Source organism: Amycolatopsis sp. WAC 04197, from assembly GCF_003947475.1.
GTDB lineage: Bacteria > Actinomycetota > Actinomycetes > Mycobacteriales > Pseudonocardiaceae > Amycolatopsis > Amycolatopsis japonica.
Window position 1 is genome coordinate 40,726 of the sequence record NZ_QHJK01000005.1, and the last position, 13,076, is coordinate 53,801.

General features: G+C 69.0%; 15 protein-coding genes. 5 read left to right on the plus strand and 10 right to left on the minus strand.

Going from position 1 to position 13,076, the window contains the following annotated elements; all coding sequences use genetic code 11:
• Positions 1 to 26: 26 nt before the first annotated feature.
• Positions 27 to 1,259, plus strand: a complete 1,233-nt coding sequence (locus tag DMC64_RS20765) for a choice-of-anchor Q domain-containing protein (protein ID WP_233629744.1) — start codon at positions 27 to 29, stop codon at positions 1,257 to 1,259.
• A 66-nt stretch (positions 1,260 to 1,325) separates the two neighbouring features.
• On the opposite strand, the gene DMC64_RS20770 is transcribed toward DMC64_RS20765, so the two are convergent.
• The 5 genes from DMC64_RS20770 to DMC64_RS20790 all read right to left on the minus strand — a co-directional run bounded on the left by DMC64_RS20770 (position 1,326) and on the right by DMC64_RS20790 (position 5,668).
• Positions 1,326 to 1,874 (minus strand): snapalysin family zinc-dependent metalloprotease, encoded by a 549-nt coding sequence (locus tag DMC64_RS20770; protein WP_016335415.1) that lies wholly within the window; start codon positions 1,872 to 1,874, stop codon positions 1,326 to 1,328.
• A 153-nt stretch (positions 1,875 to 2,027) separates the two neighbouring features.
• Complete coding sequence (locus tag DMC64_RS20775) at positions 2,028 to 2,978, minus strand: zinc-binding dehydrogenase (RefSeq protein ID WP_125734882.1); 951 nt, start codon at positions 2,976 to 2,978, stop codon at positions 2,028 to 2,030.
• Positions 2,979 to 2,996: 18 nt separating this feature from the next.
• Positions 2,997 to 3,362 carry a MerR family transcriptional regulator gene (locus DMC64_RS20780; RefSeq protein ID WP_125734883.1) on the minus strand — a complete coding sequence of 122 codons (366 nt, stop codon included), beginning with the start codon at positions 3,360 to 3,362 and terminating at the stop codon, positions 2,997 to 2,999.
• A gap of 36 nt (positions 3,363 to 3,398) precedes the next feature.
• On the minus strand, positions 3,399 to 4,067 hold the full coding sequence (locus DMC64_RS20785) for a response regulator (protein ID WP_037345590.1): 669 nt from the start codon (positions 4,065 to 4,067) through the stop codon (positions 3,399 to 3,401).
• Positions 4,064 to 5,668, minus strand: a complete 1,605-nt coding sequence (locus tag DMC64_RS20790; RefSeq protein ID WP_125735105.1) for a sensor histidine kinase — start codon at positions 5,666 to 5,668, stop codon at positions 4,064 to 4,066. Before DMC64_RS20790 ends, DMC64_RS20785 begins: the two co-directional genes overlap by 4 nt.
• Positions 5,669 to 5,872: 204 nt before the next feature.
• Here DMC64_RS20790 and DMC64_RS20795 point away from each other — a divergent pair, with 204 nt between their 5' ends.
• Both DMC64_RS20795 and DMC64_RS20800 read left to right on the plus strand, forming a co-directional pair.
• Positions 5,873 to 7,192: a cation:dicarboxylate symporter family transporter gene (locus DMC64_RS20795; RefSeq protein WP_125735106.1), complete on the plus strand. Its 1,320-nt coding sequence runs from the start codon at positions 5,873 to 5,875 to the stop codon at positions 7,190 to 7,192.
• A gap of 82 nt (positions 7,193 to 7,274) precedes the next feature.
• Positions 7,275 to 7,856: a DUF6000 family protein gene (locus tag DMC64_RS20800; RefSeq protein ID WP_125734884.1), complete on the plus strand. Its 582-nt coding sequence runs from the start codon at positions 7,275 to 7,277 to the stop codon at positions 7,854 to 7,856.
• Here DMC64_RS20800 and DMC64_RS20805 read toward each other — a convergent pair.
• Positions 7,846 to 8,247, minus strand: coding sequence for a helix-turn-helix domain-containing protein (locus DMC64_RS20805; RefSeq protein ID WP_125734885.1), 402 nt, complete (start codon positions 8,245 to 8,247; stop codon positions 7,846 to 7,848). The genes DMC64_RS20800 and DMC64_RS20805 overlap by 11 nt on opposite strands.
• A 95-nt stretch (positions 8,248 to 8,342) precedes the next feature.
• On the opposite strand from DMC64_RS20805, the gene DMC64_RS20810 reads away from it, so the two are divergent.
• Positions 8,343 to 9,752 (plus strand): MFS transporter, encoded by a 1,410-nt coding sequence (locus tag DMC64_RS20810; RefSeq protein WP_125734886.1) that lies wholly within the window; start codon positions 8,343 to 8,345, stop codon positions 9,750 to 9,752.
• Here DMC64_RS20810 and DMC64_RS20815 read toward each other — a convergent pair.
• Genes DMC64_RS20815 through DMC64_RS20830 form a run of 4 tightly spaced genes read right to left on the minus strand, consistent with a single transcriptional unit; the run spans position 9,731 to position 12,164 of the window.
• Positions 9,731 to 10,435 carry a carbon-nitrogen hydrolase family protein gene (locus tag DMC64_RS20815; protein ID WP_233629745.1) on the minus strand — a complete coding sequence of 235 codons (705 nt, stop codon included), beginning with the start codon at positions 10,433 to 10,435 and terminating at the stop codon, positions 9,731 to 9,733. The two genes, DMC64_RS20810 and DMC64_RS20815, sit on opposite strands and share 22 nt — an antisense overlap.
• Before the next feature lie 9 nt (positions 10,436 to 10,444).
• Positions 10,445 to 10,909 (minus strand): SRPBCC family protein, encoded by a 465-nt coding sequence (locus DMC64_RS20820; RefSeq protein WP_037345581.1) that lies wholly within the window; start codon positions 10,907 to 10,909, stop codon positions 10,445 to 10,447.
• Positions 10,906 to 11,616, minus strand: coding sequence for an anti-sigma factor (locus DMC64_RS20825; RefSeq protein ID WP_037345579.1), 711 nt, complete (start codon positions 11,614 to 11,616; stop codon positions 10,906 to 10,908). The genes DMC64_RS20820 and DMC64_RS20825 overlap by 4 nt, the downstream gene beginning before the upstream one ends.
• Positions 11,613 to 12,164 carry a sigma-70 family RNA polymerase sigma factor gene (locus DMC64_RS20830; RefSeq protein ID WP_161791131.1) on the minus strand — a complete coding sequence of 184 codons (552 nt, stop codon included), beginning with the start codon at positions 12,162 to 12,164 and terminating at the stop codon, positions 11,613 to 11,615. The genes DMC64_RS20825 and DMC64_RS20830 overlap by 4 nt, the downstream gene beginning before the upstream one ends.
• 260 nt (positions 12,165 to 12,424) lie before the next feature.
• On the opposite strand from DMC64_RS20830, the gene DMC64_RS20835 reads away from it, so the two are divergent.
• A complete protein-coding gene (locus DMC64_RS20835; protein WP_125734887.1) occupies positions 12,425 to 13,063 on the plus strand; it encodes a fibronectin type III domain-containing protein in 639 nt (212 codons plus the stop codon).
• Positions 13,064 to 13,076 lie beyond the last annotated feature (13 nt).

The window sequence follows — 13,076 nt, forward strand, 5'->3', positions numbered from 1 at the left end:
CGCCGCATGTCCTGGAAACTGCTTCCGTGGCCGTGCTCGCCGCCGTCGCGTGCACCGGGTTCACGACGGCCGAAGCCGCTTCGAAGACTTACTACGTCGACCAGGTCTCCGGCAGTGACACCGCGAGCGGCACTTCTCAGCAGACACCGTGGAAATCCCTGGCCAAGGTTTCGGCGACGACGTTCGCGGCGGGCGACACCGTCCTGCTGCGCCGCGGCGGGAACTGGTCCGGCGGTCTCACGGTCAAGGGGTCGGGCGTCACGGTCGGCGCGTACGGCACCGGCGCGCGGCCGATCGTCAAGGGCAACGCGGAAGCATGTGTCGACCTTCCCGGTGACGACAACGTGGTGAAGGACCTGCAGATCGGCGTCGCCGCTGACGCGGGACGCTGTTCGTGGGCCGGGGTGAAGGTGTCCGGCGACCGCAACAAGGTGTTGTCGAACCTGATCACCGGTGCCGGCGCGGGCGTGTACATCGCACCGTCGGCGGACGGCACCGAGGTCACGCAGAACGACCTCGTCGACAACAACCACATGACCGTGGTGACGCCGGGCGGCAACGACGACTCCGGCGCGTTCGCCGTGCTGGTCCAGGGCAACGGCTCCGATATCGGCTGGAACCGGATCAGCGGGTCGATCGCGAAGGCCGACGACTTCGGCGGCCTCGACGGCGCCGCGGTCGAGATCTTCTACGGCTCCCGGAACGTCATCCACCACAACATCTCCGAGGACAACGAGACCTTCACCGAACTCGGAACCGACGCGCAGGACCCGGACGGCGTCTCGACCGGCAACGTCTTCGAGTACAACGCGGTCTTCGGCGCCAAGACACGCGGCGGGATCATCACGCGCGGCGCGGAGGACGGCAACGGGCCGGTGCTCGGAACGGTGTTCCGCAACAACTCGCTCCGGCTCCCGAACGCCGAGGCGGAGGGTTTCGTCTGCTACGGAGGCTGCACGAACCAGATGCTGACGATGACGCAGAACGTCGTCCAGGCGGCGTACAAGGTCGGCTACGCGGACGCGACCTTCACCGCGACCGACCACAACGTGTACTTCGGCGGGCTCCGGCAGTTCACGCCGGGCGCGACGGACAAGGTCGCGGATCCGAGGTTCACCTCGGCCACGAACCTGATCCTGCAAGCGGGCAGCCCGGCGATCGACCTCGGCACCACGAAGTACGACGACCGCGACGTCGACGGCAATCCCGTGTACTCCGGCGCGGCGGTGGACGCGGGCGCCTACGAGTTCCAGGGGTAGAAGTCCGTGAAGGCCTCCTTCCCTACCTTGAAAGTAGGGAAGGAGGCCTTCACGGACTTCCGAGCGTCAGTTGTAGATGCGCTGGATGGCGCCCGCCGCGACGAGCCCGTTGGCCCACAGCGAGTTCACCCGCGAGATCTCCTGGGCGTTCGGGGTCGCGTTGGTGCAGGACGGGCCGGGGCCGCCGCCGGACATCAGTTCGGAGCACGGGCCCTGGTAGTTGTCCGGCAGGCCGAGCGCGTGGCCGGTCTCGTGCGCGGCGATCCGCGTCTGGTTGTACTGCTGCGCCTGCGTGTAGTCGATGAAGATCGTGCCGCGGCCGTGGCCGTCGGTCTCGGCGTACGAACCCGAGGGGTCGTTGCCCTCGGTGTAGCGCAGGGTGGCGCCCGAGGAGCTCTCCTGCAGCTTCACGTTCGACACCGAGTTGTTCCAGTTCGCCACACCCGCCTGGATGGCGGCCCGGAAGCTGGGCGCTCCCGAGGCGTCGTAGTAGACCGTGGTCGCCGCCGCGGCCTTCTGAGCAGGCTGGACCGCCGCCGTGGCCTGGCCCGCGGTGACCGGGACGGCCAGCAGCGCCAAGCTCACGGACGCGGAGACGAAGAACTTCCTTGCCATGGACCCACTCCTTGTGAGGACAACGGAATGGTTCGTGAATTTAGGAGCCCCGGCCGCGACTCGGCACCGACTTTCGTCGCGTCAGCCAGCTGGTGATTTACCAACACTTTCGACCTATTGACATGCGCATGTCCGCATACGATCATGCTCCGCTCAAGGCCGTAGAACCAGCTTTCCCGACGTCGCCCGTGCCTCCAGTTCCGCGAGTACCTTCGGCCCGTCCGCGAGGTCGTACGCGGTCGGCGTCCCCGGCACGCAGACGCCGGCGGCGATCAGGGCGCGCAGTTCGTCCATCAGCTCCGCGAAGATCGCGGGCGCGTGCTCGATCAGGACGCCGAGATGCAGCCCGATCACATGGATCTGCTGCCGGAAGTTCAAGTCCCGGTTGGTGATCGCGGCCTCTCCCCCGGCGACGCCGTAGACCACGACGCGCCCGGTGACCCGCTTGGCCGCGGCGAGACTCGTGGCGAAAGCCGCCCCGCCGACCGATTCGAGCACCAGGTCGGCCGTCCCCGGATCGGCCCCGTAGTCGAGGACGCGATCGGCGCCGAGGCTCCGGACCACGTCGTGTTTGCCCGGTGACGCGGTGCCGATGACGGTCGCCCCGTAGTGCTTGGCCAGCCGGACCGCGGCTTGGCCGACCCCGCCCGCCGCCGCCTGCACCAGCACGGTCTCACCGGGGGCCAGCCGTCCCAGCGGCTTGAGCGCGGCGAGCGCGGTGACCCAGTTCAGGATCAGCCCGATCGCCTGCTCGTCCGACCAGCCCGACGGCACCGGGACCGCGCCGGCCGCGGGCATGACCATGTACTCGGCGAACGCCCCGCCACCGGTCCCGACGACGTGATCGCCGACCGCGGGCGCGGTCACCCCTTCCCCTACGGCCACGACCTCGCCGGCCGCCTCGAACCCGGCGATGTACGGGGCTTCCGGACCGCCCTCGTACGTCCCCCGCGTCTGCATGACGTCGGCGAAGTTGACGCCCGCCGCCGTGACCTTCAGGAGGATTTTGCCTGGTCCCGGCACCGGAACAGGCGCATCGGTGACGAGGTGGAGATCTTCAGGACCGTTCGCGGAGTCCTGTCTGAGCGCGCGCATCGAAGTCATGGCCGCACGCTAAAACCCTCACGTTTGTGTCAGGGTCAAGTCGCGCAGGTACACGTCGAGGGCGTCGCGATTGCGGGTCATGAGCGCGATCCGGCGGTCGAGCACCTCCCGCTGCCGCGCGACCTCGCCGATCATGTACTCGCACGGCACCTTCGGCCGGACCTCGTCCGGTCCGTCGAGGTACGGCAGGACCTCACGGATCAGCCGCACCGGCAATCCGGCGTCGAGCATCCCGCGGATCTGCAGGACGGCCTCGACCGAGCCTTCGCAGAAGTCGCGGTAGCCGTTGCCTTCGCGGCCAGGGCTGATCAAGCCCTCTTCCTCGTAGTAGCGCAGCGCGCGGACGCTGACCCCGGTCTTCCGCGCGAGTTCGCCGATCTTCACGATCCCAAGGTAGCCCGCGAGCCGCGGTATAGGTCGTTATACGGTTTTCGGCTTGTACCAGACCTCGGGGCGCCCGACCTGGCCGTAACGGGGCTCGCGCTGGGCGAGGCCGTTGTCGGCGAGGTATTCGAGGTAGCGGCGCGCGGTGACGCGGGAGGCGCCGATGGCGGTCGCGGCCGCTCCGGCGGAGAGGCCGTCGGCGGCCGAGGCGAGGACTTCGGTGATCGCCTCCAGGGTCTGCCCGCTCATCCCCTTCGGCAGCGCCTGCCGCTCGGTGGTGCGCAGGGTGCCGAGCGCGCGGTCGATCTCGGCCTGTCCGGTGACTTCGCCCGAAGCTCCGTGGAACTCCGCGTAGCGCTCCAGTTTTTCCCGCAGCGAGGCGAAAGTGAACGGTTTCAGCAGGTACTGCACCACGCCGACCGACACGGCGGCCTTCACCAGCGCCAGATCCCGCGCCGAGGTCACGGCGATGACGTCGATCGGGAGACCGGCCGCGCGCAGTGACCGGCAGACGGCGAGGCCGTGCGTGTCCGGGAGGTAGAAGTCCAGCAGTACCAGGTCGACCGGTTCCCGTTCGCAGAACCGCAGGGCGTCGCCGCCGGAGTGCACGACCCCGGCCACGGTGAAGCCCGGCATCCGCTCCACGTACACCCGATGCGCGTCGGCGGCCACCGGTTCGTCCTCGACGACCAGCACCTTGATCATCGCGCGGGCTCCTTCGGCGGCAGACGAACGGTGAACACCGCGCCCTCGTCGCGGCCGACGTCGATCGTCCCACCGTGCCGCCGCACCGCCTGACCCACCAGTGCCAAGCCCAGTCCGTGCCCGTCCTCGGGTTTGGTGGACCATCCGCGCCGGAACACCTCTTCGACGTCCTCGACGCCCGGCCCGGTGTCGGCGACCCGCAGCAGCAACCCGTCGGCATCCGCACGGACGGTCACCTCGACCCCGGGTCGTCCGCCATGGCCGGCGTTGCCCGCCGCCGCGTCGATGCCGTTGTCGATCAGATTCCCGAGGATGGTCACCAGATCCCGCGGCGGGACGCCGGTGTCCGAGTCCTCCATGACGGTGTCGGGCGTGATCGTGAACTCGACGCCGCGTTCGCTCGCCTCCGCCGCCTTGCCCAGCAGCAGCGCCGCGAGCACGGGTTCGGCGACCGCGCCGACCACGCGGTCGGTGAGTTCCTGCGCCAGCGCGAGTTCTTCGGTGGCGAACTCGACGGCCTGTTCGGGGCGGCCGATCTCGACCAGGGAAACGACGGTGTGGAGCCGGTTCGCCGCTTCGTGCGCCTGCGACCGCAGCGCCTCGGCCAGTCCGCGCACCGTGGTGAGTTCCCCGGTCAGCGCCTGGAGTTCCGTGTGGTCGCGCAGGATCACGACGGTGCCCATCGCCTTCCCGCGCGAGCGCACCGGCGACGTGCTGACCACGAGCACCCTGGCCTCGGTGAGGTGCAGTTCGTCGGTGCGCTCCTCCCCCGAGGTGAACGCTTCGACGAGGTCTTCGGGAATGTCCAATGCGGACAGTTCACGGCCGACGGCGTCCTCGGCGACGCCCAGCAGCGCCCGCGCTCCGTCGTTGCACAGCACCACTCGCCCGTCACCGCCGACGAGCAGCAGCCCTTCGCGCACGGAATGCAGCACGGCTTCGTGGTACTCGAACAGGTTGCTCAGTTCCTCCGGCGCGATCCCCCTGGTCTGCCGCCGGAGCCGGGCACTGACGAGATAACTGCCGATCCCGCCGACCACCAGTACCGCCAGCGCGACCCCGAGCAAGGGCCACAGGCGTTCCCGCAGTTCCGCGTCGATCGCTTCGACCGTGATGCCGACCGACACCAGTGCGACGACCTGCCCGGCGGCGCCGCGCACCGGGACCACGACGCGTTCGGACGGGCCGAGCGAACCGGCGTAGGTCTCGACGACCTTGCCGCCGCGTTGCGCCTCGCCGATGTTGCCGATGAACGGCTGCCCGATCAGCGCCGGATTCGGGTGCGTGTAGCGGATGCCGTTCTTGTCCATGATGGTCACGAAATCCACATCCGTGTCCGCACGGACACTCTGCGCGAACGGCTGCAGTGTCCGGGTCGGCTCCGATGTGGACAGTGCGGCGAGAACACCGGGGGCGTCCGCCACCGCTTCGGCGACCGCGGTCACCTTGTCCCGCGCCCGGTCTTCGGTGGCCCTGACCGAATCGAGGTACGCGAAGGTCACCCCGGCCGCGACGAGCACGAAAAGCACCACGAGCTGCAGAATCAGCAGCTGGCGGGCGAGACTGCCGCGCCTGGTCCGGATCCGCGTCGTCGAGGGCACCCGCCCATACCAGCACACCGTCGCCGGGCCGTGCGGCGCGCCCGGCCGGAATTCCCCGGAAACCACTCGTGCGAACTCAATGAACACAACCGTGACCCAGCTCACCAGCCCGGGTGATAGTGACCGGCAATCCCACGGACACCCCCTGAGCTGGAGGCAAAGGTGCCTACAACGCCGGAAGCGGCGCCACGACGCCGCGACAAGATGCACTACCTGTACCTGGCCGTGATCGCGGCGGTCCTCCTCGGCGTCATCGTCGGGTTCGCCGCACCGGGTCTGGCCAAGGAGCTCAAGCCGCTCGGCACGGGCTTCGTCAACCTGATCAAGATGATGATCTCCCCCATCATCTTCTGCACCATCGTGCTCGGCATCGGATCGGTGGCGAAGGCCGCGAAGGTCGGCAAGGTCGGGTTGCTGTCGCTCGGCTACTTCCTGATGATGTCGACGTTCGCGCTCGCGATCGGCCTCGTCGTGGGCAACCTCCTGCACCCGGGTGAGGGCCTGCACCTCGACCCCGCGGCCGCCGCGAAGGCGCACAAGCAGGCCGAAGGCGGCGAAGGCACCGTCGACTTCCTGATGGGCATCATCCCCACCAGCTTCGGTTCCGCCTTCACCGAAGGTCAGGTGCTCCAGACGCTCCTGGTCGCGCTCCTCGCCGGCTTCGCCGTGCAGAAACTGGGCACCAAGGGCGAGCCGATCCGCCGCGGCATCGAGCACATCCAGCGGCTCGTGTTCCGGATCCTCGCCATGATCATGTGGGCCGCCCCGGTCGGCGCGTTCGGCGCGATCGCCGCGGTGGTCGGCGAAACCGGCTGGGGCGCGCTGCGCAGCCTCGCCGTCATCATGATCGGCTTCTACCTGACCTGCCTGGTGTTCGTGTTCGGCGTGCTCGGCACGGTCCTGTGGCTCGGCGCGCGGATCAACATCTTCACGCTGTTGCGTTATCTCGGCCGTGAGTTCCTGCTGATCCTGTCGACGTCGTCGTCCGAGTCGGCGCTGCCCCGCCTGATCGCGAAGATGGAGCACCTCGGGGTGTCCAAACCGGTGGTCGGCATCACCGTGCCCACCGGCTACTCGTTCAACCTCGACGGCACGGCCATCTACCTGACGATGGCGACGCTGTTCATCGCCAGCGCGCAGGACCAGCCGCTGGGCGTCGGCGAGCAGATCTCCTTGCTGCTGTTCATGATCATCGCGTCGAAGGGCGCGGCGGGCGTCAGCGGTGCCGGGATCGCCACCCTCGCGGGAGGTCTCCAGTCGCACCGGCCGGAACTGGTCGACGGCGTCGGGTTCATCCTCGGCATCGACCGGTTCATGTCCGAGGCCCGCGCGCTGACCAACTTCGCGGGCAACGCCGTCGCGACCGTCCTGGTCGGAACGTGGACCAAGGAGTTCGACCGGGATCAGGCCAACCGGGTCTTCAGCGGCCAGGCTCCGTTCGACGAAGCCACCCTGATCGACGACCATTCCGACACGCCGAAGGATCCCGACGGCGACAGGGAGAAGGCCGTGGCGCACGCGTAGCGCCCGGCGACCGACCGGAACCGCGGTGCGAGGGGCCCCCGTCCTCGCACCGCGGTTCCTCTTTTCTGGGAAGCTGAACGGCATGCCGGACGCCATCGACCGCTACGTGCTCTCGCGGTACTCGAAGCTGCTGCACGGCAACTTCGACGGGATGATGACCGACCCCGAACGCGAGCGGTTCCTGCGCGACCTCGTGGAGGACGCGCGGACCATCACCGACGACGAACTCGGCGAACTGCTCGCGGCGGACTGGCGGCCGCGGATCACCGCGGCCTGGCTGATCGGCGTCGACCGCCGCACCGCGTGGCGCGGCCGTATCCGGGAACTGTTCCTGGAAAGCGGGCTGGTCTTCGCCGGGCAGGGCTACTGTTTCGCGCTCGCCCGGTTCGGCACGATCGCCGACGCCGAGATCCTCGTGTCCTATTTGGACCATTACCTCGCGCGGCCGGATCTGCGCTACGACCAGGAATGGGCGCTCGCGGCCCTGCACCACATCGATTCCGACCTCACGACCGCGTACACGTCACGCTATCTGCGGCCGGGCGGGCTCTGGGAGAGCTGGTCCGCGAAGAACAGCACGGACCTGCCGTTCCACAAGATGTACTTCGCCATGCTGTGCTCGCACGTCCAGCGCGCCGTGCACGCGGCGGACGTCAGGCGCTGACCTTCTCGTCGTAGACCACACGGGACGCGGCGATCGAGTCGCGGTGACGCTCGGCCCAGCTCAGCAGGCCGCTCAGCGACGCGTACAGCTCCTTCGCCATCGCAGTGGCCTCGTACTCCACCTTCGGCGGCACCGTCGGATACACGGTGCGCTCGAGCAGGCCGTCGCGTTCGAGGTTCCGCAACGTCAGGGTGAGCATCCGCCTGCTGATCCCCTCCACCGAGCGCTCCAGCTCGGTGAACCGCACGGGACCGCGCGTGGCCTCCAGCAGGATGCCGATCGCCCACTTGCCGCTGATCCGGTTGATCACCTCGAGCACGGTGCACACCTCGAGTTTTTCGGGATCGACGACCCTGGCCTGCGCGGTCACATCGCTGTTCCCCTGGGACATGAAAGTGCCTCCTTCCGGCGAGGAACAGAGTCACACAAGATGGGCGCTGTTACAAGTGATGCACCAAGGCATCACCTGGGAAAAAGGGGTTATCTGTGTCTCAGCGCGCCCTCGCACTGGCCGTGCTCTGCGCCGTCTCGCTGATGGTCGTCCTCGACGGTTCGATCGTCGCCGTCGCGTTGCCCGCGATCCAGAACGACCTCGGCTTCACGCCCTCGACGCTGGCCTGGGTCGTCAACGCCTACCTGATCGCCTTCGCCGGGCTGCTCCTGTTGTCCGGCAGATTGGGCGACCTGATCGGCCGGAAACGGGTCTTCCTCGCCGGGCTCGGCCTGTTCACGCTCGCCTCACTGCTCTGCGGAATCGCACAGGACCAGGCGCAGCTCATCGGATTCCGCTTCCTGCAGGGCGCCGGTGGCGCGCTGGCGTCGGCCGTCGTACTCGGCATGATCACCACGCTCTACCCGGAACCGCGGGCACGGGCGAAGGCCATCGGCGTCTACAGCTTCACCCAGGCCGCCGGATCGTCGATCGGGCTCATCGCGGGCGGAACGCTGACCCAGCTGCTCGACTGGCACTGGACGTTCTTCGTCAATCTCCCGATCGGCGCGATCGCACTGGCGCTCGCCGTCCGGCTGCTCGCGGACGATCGAGGCCCCGGCCTGCGCGACGGCACGGACGTCACCGGCGCCGGACTGGTCACCGGAGGCCTGATGCTGCTGGTCTACACGATCGTCAAGGCCGAGGAGTACACCTGGGCCGACGTCCGCACGCTCGGCCTGCTCGCGGTGTCGCTGGTCCTGCTCGCCGGGTTCGTGCTCCGGCAGGCGAAGGCACGCCGGCCGTTGCTGCCGCTGCGGATCTTCCGCCTCCGCGCGGTGTCCGGGGCGAACACGGTGATGGTCCTGATGGTGGCCGGATTGTTCGGCTTCCAGTTCATCACCGCGCTCTACCTGCAGCGCGTGCTCCGGCTCGACGCGTTGAGCACCGGATTCGCGTTCCTGCCCGCCCCGCTTTCGATCGCGGTGATGTCGCTGGTCTTCGCCGAGCGGCTGAACCACCGCTTCGGGGCACGGACGGTCCTCGTCGGCGGGCTCTCGCTGGTCGCGCTGGCGCTCGGTTTCCTCGCCACCGTCCAGGCCGAAGGCAACTACGCGACGGACGTCCTGCCCGCGCTCGTGCTGATGGGCGTCGGGTTCGGCGCGGCGATGCCGGCACTGATGGGGCAGGCGATGTCCGACGTCTCCCCCGCCGACGCCGGGGTCGCCTCGGGGCTGATCAACACCACGCAGCAGATCGGCGCGGCGATCGGGACCGCCGTGCTCGCGACCACCGCCGCCTCACGCACCGGATCACTGCTGGCCGAGGGAGCCGCGATGCCCGAAGCGCTGACTAGCGGCTATCGAGCCGCGTATGCGTTGAGCGCGGGGCTGCTCGCTCTCGCTGTTTTCGCCGCGACAGTGCTCCTTCGCGCCCGGAAGGTTCAGGAAGCGATCGTCGCGTAAGCCCACTCGGAGACCTCGCCGCCGAGACGCACCTCGGCGGCGCCTCCGGGTCTCCAGACCCCGCTGCCGCCGAACGCGGCCATCCCGCCGGTCTTGCCGGAGTACTGGGAAAGCACCACCCACATCCCGTATCCGGCCGCGACGCCGACCTGATCGAGCAACCGGTCTTCCTGGCCCTCGCTGAAGAGCGCGCTGAGGACGTAGACGTCGGCGCCCGCCTCGGCGAGTTCCCGCGAGTGGTCCGGGTTCGCGGCGTCGAGGCAGATCGCCAGACCGAGGCGCCTGCCGCCGACCTCGACGATCACCTGCCGCGTGCCCGGTTCGAAGAGCTCGTCCTCACTGTCGTGCAGGTTCCGTTTCGCATAGGTGGCAACGGTTTCCCCGCCGGGGCCGAGGACGAGCGAACCGATGTGCCGGCGGCCGTCCTCCACCAGGGGCAGGCCGATGACGGCGTGGACGGCGCTCGCCCGGCAAGCCTCCCGGAGCGGTTCGAGGCGTGGGTCGTCCGGAGTCAGCCAGAGCCCCGGGTCGGCGGCGAGCGCCTCGAATTCCAGACCGGTCAGGGAGAGTTCGGGGAACACGCAGAGATCGGCGTCCGCGCTCCGGAGGAGCCTGGCGTGTTCGGTGATGTTCGCGGCGAGGTCGGCGGGGACGGTGAACGGCTGCACGGTGGCGACACGCATGGCGTGAGCCTAGCGCCCCAGATATCCCCGCAAACCGTGTTGCCCCCGCCGCATCATGAGCGCGTGGTTGATCCGGAAGACCGGCCTGGCGACCCGATCGAGCTTGCGCAGCAACGGTTTCCGCGCCTCGACCTCCTGCGTGATCTCCAGTCTCGTACCGCTTCCCACCGCGATCAGGGCACCGGCCAGCGTCCCTTCGAGGTCACCGCTGAGCAGCACCCGCAGCCGTCCCTCGCGCTCGTCCTGGCGGTCTCGGTGCATCCGCACGGTCAGCGCGTACGGCAGCCTGGAGCGGCAGACGAGTTCGGCGGTGTCCTCGTCGACCCGGCTGACCGAACGCACGTCGCGCCACCACAGCGGGTACGCGGCCAAGTCGACGACCGCGTCGAAGACCGCCTTGGGCGAGGCGGGCAGCACCCACGTGTCGCGGAAGCGGTACCAACCGCCTCCGCGACCCGTGTGCGAACCCGTCATACCTGCGCCGACACCAGGTTCCGGCCGTCCATCGTCACGACGTCGACCGAGGCCACGTCGCCGGGGGCGACCAACGCGGAACCGTCGACACCGGTGCCCTCACGCTGTCCCTTCTCCGAAACGAGCCAGCTGCCGGCGTTGACCCGCTCTCCGCTCTTCGTCACCACGATGAGCGCGCACTTCTCGCCTTCGCGGACACCTGTCGCCTTGGCGTGCAGCCGCACCCAGCCCGCGGCCGGAACCACCCGGACCGCCAGTTGCACACCCGTGTCCCGGTTGGTCGCCGCGAGGTCGCGGGTGCCGGGCACCGGAGCGGTCGCCGTCGGCACCGGCAAGGCCACCGTCGACGGTTCGGGCGACGTCTGCCGTCCGACCAGCACACCCGCGCCGAGCGCCACCACGACCAGCACGGCCGCACCGGCGACGGCGAGAAGCCGCCGCGGTTTGCGCTCCTGAGTGCCCTCTTCTTCGCGCACTTGACGCAGCGTGCGCTGCAGCAGCAGATCTCCCCCGTCGGGCGGTCCGTCGAGGAACGCCTCCGGCGGCACCTCGTCGAGGTGGTGGCGCAGCTCCGACAGCTCGCGCACCTCACGACGGCACGTCGGGCAGTTCGCCAAATGTGTTTCGAACGTGGCCGCTTCCGCCTGAGTCAGGCCGCCGAGGACGTAGGCGGCGAGCTGGCCCTGGTCGTGTCCCACCGCACTCATCGCGCTACCTCCTTCCCGGGTCCGGACATCACGGCTCTGAGCGCCCGTAACGCGTAATAAGATCTCGACTTAACGGTACCCGGCGCCACGCCCAGGGATTTCGCCGCTTCGGCCACCGTCCGGCCCCGGTAATAGATCTCCACCAGTACCTCACGATGTTCCGTGGACAGGCCGTCCATGGCTCCGAGCACGGCCATCGAGTCCACGACGCCTTGCGCGTGGTCCCGCTCCACCGCCGGGGTGGGCACGCCTTCCGCCGGCTCCGCCACTTCCGGTGGCCGGGCCGCCCTGGCCCGCGCGCGGTCGGTGATGATGTTCCGGGCGACCGTGAGCAGCCAGCCCCGCACCGATCCCTTCGCGTCGTTCTCCAGGTCTTCGGCATGTTTCCAGGCCCGGACCAAGGTCTCCTGCACGACGTCCTCCGCGGCCGCGCGGTCCCCGGTCAGCCTTGTCGCGTACGCCAGCAGGCTTCGCCCGTGTTCGGCGTACAAGTGCCTGACCAAGTCCTCGCCTTTGGCCTTTTTGGGCCGCCAGCCTCCGATCGCCACTCGCGTCCTCCCGACGGTCTTCTGGGTCGGCGAGGACAGTACTGCAACCCGCAGGGGCAGAGTGGATCGTTCGGCGCGCGCCGCGATCGAACTGTGCATCGGCACCGGCCTCTCCTCGGTTCTCCATGGCCGCCTCCTCTTGCCTCCCACACGGATGACCGGCGGAAGTGGTTCAACCGAGGTCTTGTCGATCACCGGAGGCGCTCGTATGCTGGCGCCTCCGGATTCCGCCGCCGCCTGATTCCCGGGAGGGTCTCGGCGTGCCAGGGAAACTCGCGGCCGTTCTGCTGGCGGTCGCTTTCGTGTCGGGATGTGGCGAGGAGCCCGGTTTCACCGCGACGCTGACGAATCCGGTGAACGTCGACCTGAGCTGGCCCGACGACGACCCGGCCGCTGCGGGGCGGATCGTCGAGTACACGACCGATCCGCGCGGCGAATACACGATCCTGCAGTTCGTGCCGCCGCGGCAGACGACCTTCCGGCATCCGGACCTGATGCCGGAAACGCGGTTCTACTACCGGATCCGGCCGTTCTACGGTGCCGTTTCGGACGCCGTGACGGTTTCCGGGCCCGCGACCCCCGCCGCTTCCGGCCCCGCCGTGCCGCTGCGGGCCGGCGATCGATCGGCCGCCCCGGCGTCGTTCAAGGCCGAGCCCGCACCGGAGGAGATGGTGCGGTTCAGCTGGGCCGATCGCTCCAGTGACGAGGACGGTTTCCTGGTGGAGATCAAGAAACCCGGTGCGGACGGGTTCGTGCCGATCGAGGTGTCCGATCCGGGGACGACGTCGGCCGGGCTCGCCACCATGCCGGGCGAAGAGGGCGCCTCGTATCGGCTGCGCGCCTTCTACTACGGGCCCGCTTCGCCCGTGCTGGACCTCGTGAGTGGCAAGGACGGTTAGAACCGTCCTTGCC

Bases quoted from the DNA above. Each gene is read 5' to 3' on its own strand.
- DMC64_RS20795 (WP_125735106.1), top strand. From the start codon at position 5,873: ATGCACTACCTGTACCTGGCCGTGATCGCGGCGGTCCTCCTCGGCGTC.
- DMC64_RS20820 (WP_037345581.1), bottom strand. From the start codon at position 10,909: ATGACGGGTTCGCACACGGGTCGCGGAGGCGGTTGGTACCGCTTCCGC.
- DMC64_RS20825 (WP_037345579.1), bottom strand. From the start codon at position 11,616: ATGAGTGCGGTGGGACACGACCAGGGCCAGCTCGCCGCCTACGTCCTC.
- DMC64_RS20800 (WP_125734884.1), top strand. From the start codon at position 7,275: ATGCCGGACGCCATCGACCGCTACGTGCTCTCGCGGTACTCGAAGCTG.
- DMC64_RS20805 (WP_125734885.1), bottom strand. From the start codon at position 8,247: ATGTCCCAGGGGAACAGCGATGTGACCGCGCAGGCCAGGGTCGTCGAT.
- DMC64_RS20770 (WP_016335415.1), bottom strand. From the start codon at position 1,874: ATGGCAAGGAAGTTCTTCGTCTCCGCGTCCGTGAGCTTGGCGCTGCTG.
- DMC64_RS20815 (WP_233629745.1), bottom strand. From the start codon at position 10,435: ATGCGTGTCGCCACCGTGCAGCCGTTCACCGTCCCCGCCGACCTCGCC.
- DMC64_RS20785 (WP_037345590.1), bottom strand. From the start codon at position 4,067: ATGATCAAGGTGCTGGTCGTCGAGGACGAACCGGTGGCCGCCGACGCG.
- DMC64_RS20775 (WP_125734882.1), bottom strand. From the start codon at position 2,978: ATGACTTCGATGCGCGCGCTCAGACAGGACTCCGCGAACGGTCCTGAA.